Raw genomic sequence first — 12,734 nt, forward strand, 5'->3', positions numbered from 1 at the left:
TATCACTTAATATAAAAAGGAGGTAGACTTATGACCCTAAATAAATATATCTTAATAGGTCTTTTTGGTTCATTCTTGATGTTTTTGGGAGACATGACCCTATATTATGATCCAAATGATTACGATGGCAAGGATACTATAAATAATATCATTGGCATTATGAAAAATGTCAGCATAAAAAGATTATACATTGGTGGTCTTTTAGGTCCAATATGTGCCTTTATATATTGTATTGGGTTTTTCCATATTGTTTTGGGCATACAAGAAAAGTATTTAAATGTTGCTTGGTTTGTATTTTTAATAAATGTTTTTGGTATGATATTGGGAGGGGCTTATCATATTCAATGTGCCTACTTAGGTCTTTTATCAAGGCACGAAAACAAGGGAGCGCTTGATGAATTTTTAAAATTTTTAAAATTTCAAGCAAAAATAGTTTTTGGAATTATGGCTTTAGCAAACATAGCCCTAGCATTGATAATTTTATTTGGGTTAACAGTATTTCCAAGCTGGCAAGCCTTATTTACACCTATATTTCTTTTGATTTTTACTCCTCTTGCTGAGAGATTGCCAAAGGGACTACACATGATCGTTCGTGGAGGTTGGTTAAACATAATATATTTTATTTACTACCTATCTTTATTGATAAATTATACTAATATCAATTTATAAGATTATAAAGTAAAGGATTAAAATTATTATTTTAGTAGACAAGACAAATTTTAGAAAATTAATTATTTACAGGAGGAAATTTTATGAAACAAGTAGATTTTATTGATGACAAGAAAACAAAAGCTGACTACAAAAACTGGGTTCCCAAAAGCTTGTTAAAGAATTTAATATTTGCAAGCCTTGCAGCTTTCATCCTATTTATAGCCTTTGGTGTCAGTGATTTTGTATTTAGTGGAAGAACTCGTCTAATATGTGCCCTTATTCTTGGGTTTGTAACGTTGATACTTATTTTCTTTGCAAGCTGGATGAGATTTTTATATAGAACTTTTGATTACAACGGAAAAAGAAAGCTTGCCAAAGTCATAATAGAGGGGACTGCCGACTATGTAAAAATTCCAGATGGCGGTATAGGACTTGACATTGGATGTGGTAGCGGGGCACTTACCATAGCTTGTGCAAAGAAAAATCCAAAAGCGACAATGGTGGGTTGTGACATATGGAGAGGTACATATAAAACTGAATTTTCTAAAGAACTCTGTGAGAACAACGCAAAATTAGAGGAAATAGCAAATGTAAGATTTGAAGAGGGCAATGCTGTAAAACTTCCCTTTAGGGATGAGAGTTTTGATGCAGTGACAAGCAACTACGTTTATCACAATATAACGGGGGAAAATAAACAAAAACTTTTACTGGAAACATTACGTGTACTTAAAAAGGGAGGAGTTTTTGTTATCCATGATTTGATGAGTAAGTCAAGATATGGAGATATGAATAAATTTATGGAAAAGCTGAAAAAAGATGGCTTCGAAGATGTGCAATTAATTGATACAACAAAGGGTCTTTTTATGAGTCACAAAGAATCTTTATTCCTTGGACTTTCTGGCTCAGCTCTTCTTATTGGGAGAAAATAAAATTGTATATAAATTAGTATAAAAATTTTATCTGCAAATTTGAAACGATTAAATAAATTTAATAAGCTAAGTTTAAAAGCATCTACAAATGTAGGTGCTATTTTGTTTGTAAATTTAATTTTATGTAACAAGAAGTTTTATCAAAATCTTCTATAGTATAGATATAATCTAATAAAAATATGCTATAATTAAATTAAGATTAAAGAAGTGTCATGTAATTTATAGGAGTGTGGAGTTTTTAGTCACAATTATATTTACTAACTAGATTAGCTTTTTCAAATGTTAGAAATATAAATTTATTTTGTGATTTGCATTGGGAGGACATAGGATGAAATATAATGGTTTTTATTTTTGGTTATTTAAAAGACCGATGAAAAAAGTTCTTATAGAGAAGTATGGCAAAGTATATGCTTCGGATATTATTAGAAAGAGCAAGGGTGTCTATAGAGATTTGGTTGAGAACATGGATGACATCGGTGCTGACAACCCAATGGTTTACAATGAAATGTTTGCTCTAGTATTTGTATCTCCATATTTAGCAAGCGATAAGAAGATTCCGCCAGAAACCATCCAAGAAATGATGCGCAGATCTCTCTACTATATTAAGTGGTTCTTTGCTATGACAGACTTAAATACAAAGAGAGGTAAGGCTAGCAACAAAAAGAATATAGTTAAGTATTATAAATGGTACACTCCAGAAAAAGAAAAACTTTATCCGACTTCTTTTAAGGTCGATTTCGAAGGTCAACCTTACGAAGATGCTTGTTACTATCGAATAACTCGTTGCCCAATATGTACATATACAAAGAAGCTAGATGTGTTTGAACTGATGCCACTTTTTTGTGAGCTTGATGATGTGATGATTACCCTTCAGCATGGAGTTTTACATAGGAAAGAAACCATAGCTAAGGGAGGAGACTACTGCGATTACTTCATCGTAGGAAATAAAGAGTAATAGATAATTTATTATTTGTAGTCTATTTGATTTAAATAATTTTAATTAAGGGAAAGAAATGAATATCATTACATATGGAAATAAAAATAATAAATCAATATTTTTTATTCATGGTCTTGCCTCTACTGCGGATCTATGTTTTAAACCCCTTCTTCCTTATTTACAAGACTACTATGTAATTTTCTGTGAATTAGATGGTCATTACGGAAGTAACCCCAAAGACTTGACTTCCTTGAAAGAAACAATAGATTCAATAGAAAGTTACATATTAAATGAAATGGGCGGGAGTCTATATGGACTATGTGGATTTTCCATGGGAGCTACCATTGCTGTTGAACTCATTGGTAGAGGAAATATTTCTCTTTCAAAAGTCCTACTAGATGCGGCGATTACTGCTGAATTAGGGCTTATGGCTACGCCATTTACCTATGCTTTTATTATAGGGACAAGTAGAATCAAAAATAAAAAGCCAATACCTAAATTTTTATTAGATAAGATTATGGGCAAGGATAATCTAAGCATAATAGAAATGATGTATCCGCAAATTTCAAAAAATACGATTAAAAATGCCTGTAACTTTATCTATCATTACAAAGTCCCAGAAAATTTAGCCAATTTTTCAAATCCAGTACTATTTTGGCGAGGAAGCGAAGAGCCAATCCCTGAGAAAAGTGAAAAGATATTAAGAGAGTATCTTCCACAAATGAAAACAGAAGTATTTGAAGGAATGGGCCACGGACAATTCCTACACGAACATCCCAAAGAATACGCAGAGAAACTAAAAATCTTTTTGGAAAATAAATAAGGAGAATATTATGGATATAACAAGAGCAATATTAGATGGAATTGCAATGGCTGCTATCTTTAACGGTGCAGTTGCAGCTTTTGTACTGATTAACCCAAGATTTTTCTTCGATTCCTATCCAAAGAAAATACAAAATTCGGCTCCAGAAAAGATGACAAAAGAAGAGAAAAGAATAAATTTAATACTTACGATTATAATTTCAGGAATCGTATTTATATATGGAGTGACATCTCTTTTACATACAGGAATAAGAGAACTTAGATATCTTTTCTGGATGAGCTATATTCAGTGGATAATATTAAACTTGGGAGATTTCTTTCTATTAGATGTAATTTTGTTCCAAGGAAAGTACAAGAATAAGATAGTAATACCAGGCACAGAAGGACATGAGGACTACGAATTTGGAAATTGGATGAAACATTTGGCTATTAAAGAACATTTTATCTTGATGCCATTTTTACTAATTCCAATAGTATCCATAGTCCAAGCGTGGCTAGTGATTCTACTTGGATTATAAAATAAAATTTTGACACAGAAGTGCGAGAAAAACTCTTAAAAAATGCAAATAATATAAGATAATAATTTATAACAAAAATAAATTTAACTAAAAATCACGAGGAGAATAATTTGGAAATTAGAAAAATATCAAAATCAGACTTAGAAGATTTAGCAAGATTAATGGTGGAAGTATTTAATACACCACCATGGAATGACACATGGACAGAAGAAACAGCTTCCGAGTCCTTGCTTTCACTAATAGATGCACCTGGATTCTATGGCAATGTCATGGTTGATGGGGATAATATAATCGGGGCGATAATGGGTAACAAAAGATTGTATTCCACAGAAACCACCTACTATCTCTATGAGTTTTTCGTTTCAGATAAATATAGAGGAAAGGGAGTTTCGAAAAAATTATACGAGAAGACTATGAGCGAATTGAAGGAGGAGGGAGTAAGTGGAGCCTTCTTCACAACCATTAGAAATAGTGCAGCATATAAATTTTATATAAAAGAAGGAGCATGGGATTTAGAAGATTCCGCTTGTTTCTACCACAAATTCTAAAATATTAATTCACCTATTAAAAGTAGGTGTTTTTTTTACAAAAATTTAAAATCAGTAAAAAAAGCAAGTTTTAATTATTACGATATTTAAGAAATTCCTTAAGTAATTTGTAAGAAATAGTTAGATGTTTTGTAAAAGTTATTTATTATAATACGGTCATAGATACAAAAGATATCTAAATAAAACTTAAGGAGAAAAAAATGAAAACAAATTTAAAAAGAAAAATAGGTTCAATTATACTAATAGGATGTCTAGCTCTAGGTCTAGCTGCCTGCGAAAAATCAAATGCATCTGATTATTCAACTGGGATGGTTACAAGAGAAGACATACAAAGTGAATTTGTAGAAACTTGTAAGAATCTTAATTGGCCAGAAGGTTACGAAGTTCCAAAAGAAATCGATGAAAAAGAAGACGGCGCAGATTATGAAAAAGGATTTGGAAATACAAGAGCAAGCATGTATTGGGAAGCAGCTTGGGAAAAAGAATGGTTAAACACTTATAAAACAGATCCAGCAAGAGCCGAAAAAGCATTAAAAGAACTAGAAAACGCAAAAATGATGCCATACATGTCAGAAGACAAGTGTGACGATGCTACAAGGGAATATTTCGATAAAATCATGGAACAAGCTAAGAATGGAGATCCATCAGGTTTCGAAGAAAATATAAAATTAAACGCACCTGAATAATTTTTCATATCTTGTCATAATATAAAAACAAACTTCTAGATTAATCTAGGAGTTTTTTTAATTATACAAATAAATAATTTTTAAAATCGCCTAATTCTTTTTTTATCGCCTAAAAAATGATATAATTTAGGAGATAATAGGAGGATTAGGTGATGCGAAATTTTGATTATTCTAAATTAAATAGTATAAAATGGGATGGAGAAATTTTAAATTATATTTCCAAAATTGGAGAATACAAGGGTAGACAAGAGCTTTTTCTGAGTCAAAAGCCAAAAGTTTTAGACACTCTAGTGGAACTTGCAATTATCCAAAGTACAGAGTCTTCGAATAAAATTGAAGGGATAAGCACAACTAATACAAGGTTAAAAGATTTAGTTCTAAAAAAAATAAAACCAAAAAACAGAGATGAAGAAGAGATATTAGGCTACCAAGATGTTCTATCCACAATCCACGAGTCTTACGAATTTATACCAATTACACCAGAGATAATTCTGCAGCTTCACAGAGATCTATTTAAATACTCTGAGAAATCTATTGGAGGAAAATTTAAAAATACACAGAATCTAATAACGGAAACCCTCTCAAATGGAGAAAGGATAGTTAGATTTACCCCACTTAAACCTTATGAAACTGAACAGGCTGTCAGGATGATTTGCAAGTCATATAACGAAGAAATAGATAGGGGAGAGGTCAATCCTCTCATACTAATTCCAACATTTGTCCATGATTTTTTATGCATTCACCCATTCAATGATGGAAACGGAAGGATGTCGAGACTTCTAACCACCTTGCTTCTCTATAAACTAGGCTACGTAGTGGGAAAATATATAAGTCTAGAAGAAAAAATAGAAAAAACTAAGAATGTTTATTACGAAGTTCTTCAAAAAAGTGGTTATGGTTGGCATGAAAATAATGAAGATATAAACTTTTTTGTAAAATATATTTTAGGTATTATTTTATCGGCTTATAGAGATTTTGAAGAGAGAGTAGATATATTTAATACTAATCTTTCTGCATTTGAACAAGTTGAACAAGTCGTAGCTAGGAAGATAGGTAAATTTACCAAGAGTGAAATAATGGAACTTACCCCATCAATAAGTAAATCATCCGTAGAAAATTCACTAAAAGAATTAATAGAGAGAAATGTAATTGAAATGCATGGAAAGGGCAGGGCGACTTACTATATAAAAAAATAATTTTATAGTAATAATATTTTACCTTCTATATAAAGCTAGATAAGCATTAGTAATTAAACTAGCTTACTTTAGATTAAAAAAACATAATAATACAAAATAATTTAAAAAATGCTTTTAGAAAATAATATAAAATTCTAAAAGCATTTTTTATTTTAATATTAAAAATAAATTTTGTCATATCTCGAACATTAATAGTTTCAACTACTCTATAAAACGGTTAAATTATATTTTAAAAATCTAATCTAACATGAATTGTGAGCTAAAATATTTTTGAGAATTTATTATTAAAAAAGTCAGAATTTGCGATGTTTATAAGTAAGAAAATCGTTTGCTTTTTATAATTTTATCTTATAAAATCAGGGTAAAGGAGGTAGATCAGAATGAAAATTGCAGATTTAAAATCAATTCATATTTTTGAAGGTATAGATGATAAAATTTTAGAGAAAATTTGTAAATTAGATATAGACAAGGCTCATTTAATGCCAGGAGATATGGTGGTTTGTGAAGGGGAAGAGGTAGACAGTCTTATAGTAATTAAATCTGGTCTACTTAAACAAGCTAAGTATTTAGAAGATGGTTCGGAAAAAACAGTTGCTTACTATTATGAGAATGAAGTTTATCCTTTACATCTATTATATACAGAAATTAAATTTTGGCCCTACGATATTTATGCTGAGTTTGAAAGCGAGATTTTCTACATACCATGGGATGAGTTAAAAGAGATAATAGCTTCTGAAAAAAGTCTTGTAAACAATGTCTTACTTTTCACTGCAAATTGCACATGTCATACAAAGATCATATTAAATGCCACAAGATATAAAAAGGTTCAAGAAAGAATTGCATATTGGCTCACTATGAAGAAATATATCAGTTATTGTAAGATACCTGTTACTCAGAAAATGCTATCTGATACCCTAAGGGTTACGAGACCGAGCCTTAATCAAGAATTAAAAAAACTCGAGTCATTAGGTGTCATAAAAATAGAGACAAATAATATTGAAGTTATAGATGAAGAATATTTAAAGGAGATTATTGAAGATATTTAGAAAACATTTGCAAATGTTCGTATGCTAACTTGCTACACTAAAAAATAGTTGGTAAGATGTATACAGAAAGCAAAGCTCAAGACTTAGTAACAGTATTTCATAGCTACATATGGGTTTTAAGCTTTTATCTTTTATCTTCATTCCGAGCTCAAATGAAGATAATGCCAGAATTAATGAAAACGATACTTTGAATAGTAAAGGAGATTATTATGACAGAAAAAATGAACCCGGAATTTAAATTTGTTGACGGATACGGATTTAACGAAGATATACTTAAGGAAGCATTTGCTGAAGCAAGAAAGATTTACAAAGAAAGAGGATTCATGAGAAACATGGGTCAAGGAAAAGCACCAGCTATAACTACAGTTGATATGGCTAAAGCTTGGATGAGTGAAGGACACCCATTCACTTGTGATAAATCTGAAGAAGTTTGTGCAAATGCACTTAAAGTTCTTGAAGCAGGAAGAAAAGCTGGAGTTCCTATATTCCATACTACTACAGGATATACTGGAGATAAACAATGGGACCTTCCAAGATGGGATGAAAAAATACCTATGAGCGCACTTGACATTGACAGTGAATGGATGGAAATTGATCCTAAGCTTAAGCCACTTCCAGAGGAGCCAGTTATCCATAAGAAATACGCTTCTAACTTCTTCGGTACTCACTTAGCTCACATCCTTACATTCCTTGGAGTTGACACTCTAATCGTAATGGGAGCTACTTCTTGTGCATGTGTTAGACACACTGTAATGGACTCAACAGGGTACGGATTTAAGACACTTATCCCTGAAGGAACTGTTGGAGACAGAGTTCCAGGAGTTGTTGAGTGGAATATGTTCGACATGGAAGCTAAGTTTGCTGACGTTCTTCCAGTTGACGATGTTGTTAAATACCTAGAAAGCATTGACAGTTCTGTTTATACAAAACACGAAAGAAAATTTGACAAATAAAACATATTTTAATAAGTAAACTAATACGCTGAGGCAATTTAGGGCATTACGCTATAAATGCCCAGCGTTTTTTTATAAGGAGATGCTATGAAAAGACTATTAATTAAGAATGGTACTATTATTTCCGCTACATCTGAATATGTGGCTGACATATTAGTTGAAGGAGAAAAAATAAAAGAAATCGGTATAGATCTACCGGTAGATGGCTGTGAAGTTATAGATGCTACTGGCAAGTATGTATTCCCTGGTGGAGTAGATGAGCACGTGCACATGGGACCTTTTGGATCCTATTCATTCGAAACTTCTCATGCAGCACTAGTGGGTGGAACTACAACTATAGTAGACTTCGCTCCACAATTCAAAGGTAAGACTCTTATTGAATCTCTGCAAGAGCATGAAAAAGAAAACGCAATAGGCAAGGCATCTTGTGACTATTCATTCCACTCAATGGTAATGGACAACGATCCAGATCTACTTATGAGAAGTATTCCAGAGCTTGCTAAAAACGGAGTTGCTAACATAAAATTCTTCATGGCATACAAGGGAACACCTTTCTATGCAAATGATGAACTTATTATAAAAGGAATGACTGAAGCTAAGAAATATGGTTTAACATCCATGCTTCACTGTGAAAACGGAGACTTCATCGAAGCTTTAGCTAAAAAATACAAGGCTGAAGGAGTTAAAGATCCTATAGGACACTCCCTATCTAGACCACCAATAGTTGAAGACGAAGCAACATTTAGAGGAATTGAAATGGCGAAGATCGCTGACTGTCCGCTATTTGTAGTACACGTTTCTACTAAGAATGCAATGAAATTTGTAAAACAAGCTAGAGAAGAAGGATACAGCGTATATGGAGAAACATGTACACACTACCTAACTCTAGACGAGTCAAACTTCTTAAAACCTGACTTCGAAGGTGGAAAGTACGTATGTGCACCAGCACTTAGAACCAAAGATCACTTAGAAGCACTATGGGATGGAGTTGACAAGGGATACTTGACAGCAGTTGGTTCTGATAATGCTGCAGTTATAGGTGGATTCGAATCTAAGAAAAAAGGTATCGATGATTTCACAAAGATTCCTAACGGATGTCCGGGTATGCAAAACAGACTTTATATGATGTGGACTCAAGGCGTTATGAAAAATAGAATTACAAGACAGAGATTCGTTGAACTAACTTCAACTAACCCTGCAAAAGTTTGTGGATTCTATCCTCAAAAGGGAGCTATACTTCCAGGATCAGATGCAGACATCGTAATCTACAACCCAGAAGTTAAGGGCACTATCACATTCAAAGATAACTACGAAGGCAGTGACTACGAAACTTACGAAGGATTCGAAAGATCTGGAATATGTGAAAAAGTATTCTTAAGAGGAAAGTTAATGGCTGAAAATGGAAAGTATGTAGGCGAAAAGGGAACAGGAAGATACATCAAGCAAAAAGCATACGCACTTCCATACGACAGATACGTTCCAAGAAAAAAATAAAAATTTAAATTTAGAGGGAGAGTTTAACTCTCCTTTTTTAATGGACAACAAAATTTTTGAGTTTTGATTAATGGTAATAACAGCGCTATAATAAAATTAAGAAGGTAAAAAATGTTAATCAATCAATTAGTAAGTTATTTAGTCATAAATTTTATAAAGTAAAAATTAATTTAAATAGTATTTTTTAAAAACTTTCGATTTTACTTGCAATTACATAATTGCAACCAATAGTTGACAAATATCTAGGTATAGTTGATAGAAATAAAACACATTGTTTAGTAAAATTTTAAAAGAAAGGAGGACTTATATGAATCTTTCGGATCGAATAAGAGAACTTAGAAAAATTAAAGGTATTTCTCAAGATGAACTCGCTGAAAAGCTAGGAGTTTCACGCCAAGCTATATCAAAATGGGAAAACGAGCAAAGTATACCTGATATTGACAAGATTATTATGTTAAGCGATTATTTTGAGGTTTCAACTGATTATTTACTAAAGGGAGTTGAAACTGTAAAATCAATGAATAAAAAATATAAAAACCTATTTCTTTTAAGTTTTGCTATTGTGTTTGCATTAGTATCATGTGTGTTGTCTTTTTCGGCAAATAGATTTAGACGAGATGAAATTCTTATGATTTCTATTGCTGGAGCCTTTGTAGGATTGGCAGTTGGATTTGTAGTTTTGTATATTATAAAATCTCTAAAGAAGGAAGACTTGACTAAGTGATGAAGGACAAGGCTGTAGAAGAAAGCGGCATTTAGAAATTGAAATCAATAACAAAAAAATATTTTATATTAAATAATCGTTCTGAAAAATATAGTTTAATAAAAAAACTGATTTTTGATTAATAATAAATCGAGGGTTATAATAAAATTACGAATGTAAAAATGTTCATAAATCAAAAGGAGATTTTTATGAAAAAAGAAATTAAGACCACTGCAGCTATTTTTCCTATGCCTGTGCTTATGATTTCAACTTTTAATGAAGATGGAACTGTGGACGTGATGAATGCGGCTTGGGGAACTATGTTAAGTCCGGATATGGTTGCTCTAAATCTATCTGAAACTCACAAGACCGTTGAAAATATAAAGGAGAAAAAAGGATTTGTAGTCCACATCGCAGATGCGAAACATATGGTGGAAGCAGATTGGTTCGGAGTTGTAAGCGGAAGAAAAGATAAGGACAAGTTTGCAAAATCCAAGATGACTTTTGAAAAATCTAAGCTAGTTGATGCTCCTATCATCAATGAATTTCCAATTGCAATGGAATGTGAATTTATAGAGTATCAAGGCGGTGAAAGAGGTATCGGAGTAATCGGAAAAGTTCTAAGAACCTCTGTCGAAGAAGCTAATCTAAAAGATGGCAAGGTGGACGTGGATTCACTAGAAGCTATTGCTTTTGATCCATTTACAAGTGGATATTACAAAGTAGGCGGAAGAGTCGGCAATGCTTTTAAGGATGGATTTGAACTTAAATAGATAGATTGCATTTAATGTAAAATAAGAAGTGCCGTATTATAAAATTTAAAATCATATAATCCAAAATACAGATGTAAAAGATAAAAAAAGATTAAGTATTATGTTTTTAATCTTAGTTTTGCTAGGAACTACAGGTTTTCCAAATATAGGTTTGGCAAGTTATATATGAAGTGAGAAGATATAGAATGAAAAGTTTGAAAGATAGAGATATTATATCTGAGAGAATTATTGAAGGTTTTACTTATGATCCAAAGTTAATAGTTCATGCAATTTTTGAGATTTCTGAATATTTAGGTCATAGTATGCAAAACCCAATCTTTCCGGCAGTATTTAGTTTGAGCCAATATTTGACATGGGAAGAGCATGATAAATTATTAGATGTATTTTTTGAGATTGCTAGAAATAAAGATGAGTATATTGATTTTATTAGTATTAAGAAAAAACTATTAGAAGAAATTCCAGCTCTATCAGGTTTAAATGATAGCTGTATAGCTTCGCTTATTAAGCTTTACGCGAGAATTTATGTTCCAGAGTTATATAATTTTGCAATGACAAGACTTGGTGAGTATGAATTTAAAACTGAGGGAAAATAGTAAAAGTTATAAAATACAAAAAAAGTACTACTATTTTTCAAATAATGTTTATGAATAGAATTAATCATAGTGAGACAAATCTAAATTAAAAGAGATGTCTCAATTTTTATTTAAAAGTAAAATATAAATTGTAAAAATTACAAAATTTAATTTAAAACACAAAGACCAAGATATTCTAATTGTAAGAAGTAGCCTTGGTCTTTTTTATTTGAATGATGAAGTTAATGAGATAATCTATGCTAAAATTCAAGAATATAAGATAAATTATCTTGTTAAATTATTTTGTAAATTTTATAATTTAATTAGATAGAGAATTAAAATAAAAGGAGATAAAATGAAAATTAGAAAAGCAATTGCAAGTGATATAGATGCCATTGAGAGAATATACAATGAAATTCATCTGGCAGAGAAAAATGGTGAAGCAAATGTTGGTTGGGAAATGGGAGTGTATCCTGTTCGCAAAACTGCTGAAGACGCTCTTAAAAGAGAAGATCTTTTTGTGCTTGAAGACGATGGAGTTATTATCGGTAGCGGAATAATCAATCAGAACCAAGTCGATGTTTATGCTAATGCCAATTGGAGATACAAAGCTGATCCATCGGAAGTAATGGTATTTCACACTCTTGTAATCGATCCGAATAAAAAGGGAAAAGGCTATGGCAGAGCTTTTATGAAATTTTATGAAGAATATGCACTACAAAATAATTGCAAATATCTGCGCATTGATACTAATGAAAAAAATAAAGTTGCTAGAAGAATCTATAAATCTCTTGGATATGAGGAAATTGGAATGATTCCATGTACATTTAATGGAGTCGAAGGCGTGAACCTAGTATTGATAGAAAAATATTTAAAAAATAATATATAAAATGAAAAAGACTGGAA

At 31.6% G+C, this 12,734-nt stretch carries 15 protein-coding genes; all 15 read left to right on the top strand.

Translation table 11 applies throughout. The features are described 5' to 3' along the window. Positions 1–30 precede the first annotated feature (30 nt). Positions 31–669, top strand: coding sequence for a DUF6796 family protein (locus HMPREF9225_RS05550; protein ID WP_008901975.1), 639 nt, complete (start codon positions 31–33; stop codon positions 667–669). An 83-nt stretch (positions 670–752) separates the two neighbouring features. After that, on the top strand, positions 753–1,580 hold the full coding sequence (locus HMPREF9225_RS05555) for a class I SAM-dependent methyltransferase (RefSeq protein WP_008901976.1): 828 nt from the start codon (positions 753–755) through the stop codon (positions 1,578–1,580). Positions 1,581–1,908: 328 nt separating this feature from the next. Then, on the top strand, positions 1,909–2,535 hold the full coding sequence (locus HMPREF9225_RS05560) for an L-2-amino-thiazoline-4-carboxylic acid hydrolase (protein WP_008901977.1): 627 nt from the start codon (positions 1,909–1,911) through the stop codon (positions 2,533–2,535). 58 nt (positions 2,536–2,593) lie between these two features. After that, complete coding sequence (locus tag HMPREF9225_RS05565) at positions 2,594–3,340, top strand: alpha/beta fold hydrolase (RefSeq protein ID WP_008901978.1); 747 nt, start codon at positions 2,594–2,596, stop codon at positions 3,338–3,340. A gap of 10 nt (positions 3,341–3,350) precedes the next feature. Then, complete coding sequence (locus tag HMPREF9225_RS05570; RefSeq protein ID WP_008901979.1) at positions 3,351–3,857, top strand: hypothetical protein; 507 nt, start codon at positions 3,351–3,353, stop codon at positions 3,855–3,857. 110 nt (positions 3,858–3,967) lie between these two features. After that, a complete protein-coding gene (locus HMPREF9225_RS05575) occupies positions 3,968–4,405 on the top strand; it encodes a GNAT family N-acetyltransferase (RefSeq protein WP_008901980.1) in 438 nt (145 codons plus the stop codon). A 200-nt stretch (positions 4,406–4,605) separates the two neighbouring features. Then, positions 4,606–5,091 (top strand): hypothetical protein, encoded by a 486-nt coding sequence (locus HMPREF9225_RS05580; protein WP_008901981.1) that lies wholly within the window; start codon positions 4,606–4,608, stop codon positions 5,089–5,091. Positions 5,092–5,243: 152 nt separating this feature from the next. Further along, entirely contained in the window at positions 5,244–6,287 is a 1,044-nt protein-coding gene (locus tag HMPREF9225_RS05585; protein ID WP_008901982.1) for a Fic family protein, read from the top strand. Positions 6,288–6,667: 380 nt separating this feature from the next. Further along, positions 6,668–7,333, top strand: a complete 666-nt coding sequence (locus tag HMPREF9225_RS05590) for a Crp/Fnr family transcriptional regulator (RefSeq protein ID WP_008901983.1) — start codon at positions 6,668–6,670, stop codon at positions 7,331–7,333. 209 nt (positions 7,334–7,542) lie between these two features. Then, positions 7,543–8,286: an isochorismatase family protein gene (locus tag HMPREF9225_RS05595; RefSeq protein WP_008901984.1), complete on the top strand. Its 744-nt coding sequence runs from the start codon at positions 7,543–7,545 to the stop codon at positions 8,284–8,286. An 87-nt stretch (positions 8,287–8,373) separates the two neighbouring features. Further along, positions 8,374–9,780 carry a dihydropyrimidinase gene (hydA, locus tag HMPREF9225_RS05600; RefSeq protein ID WP_008901985.1) on the top strand — a complete coding sequence of 469 codons (1,407 nt, stop codon included), beginning with the start codon at positions 8,374–8,376 and terminating at the stop codon, positions 9,778–9,780. A gap of 307 nt (positions 9,781–10,087) precedes the next feature. Then, entirely contained in the window at positions 10,088–10,504 is a 417-nt protein-coding gene (locus tag HMPREF9225_RS05605) for a helix-turn-helix domain-containing protein (protein ID WP_008901986.1), read from the top strand. A 188-nt stretch (positions 10,505–10,692) separates the two neighbouring features. Continuing rightward, a complete protein-coding gene (locus HMPREF9225_RS05610; RefSeq protein WP_040551334.1) occupies positions 10,693–11,256 on the top strand; it encodes a flavin reductase family protein in 564 nt (187 codons plus the stop codon). 185 nt (positions 11,257–11,441) lie between these two features. Continuing rightward, positions 11,442–11,849: a hypothetical protein gene (locus tag HMPREF9225_RS05615; RefSeq protein ID WP_008901988.1), complete on the top strand. Its 408-nt coding sequence runs from the start codon at positions 11,442–11,444 to the stop codon at positions 11,847–11,849. 334 nt (positions 11,850–12,183) lie between these two features. Next, on the top strand, positions 12,184–12,717 hold the full coding sequence (locus tag HMPREF9225_RS05620) for a GNAT family N-acetyltransferase (RefSeq protein ID WP_008901989.1): 534 nt from the start codon (positions 12,184–12,186) through the stop codon (positions 12,715–12,717). Positions 12,718–12,734 lie beyond the last annotated feature (17 nt).

The organism is Peptoniphilus duerdenii ATCC BAA-1640 (assembly GCF_000146345.1).
GTDB lineage: Bacteria > Bacillota > Clostridia > Tissierellales > Peptoniphilaceae > Peptoniphilus_B > Peptoniphilus_B duerdenii.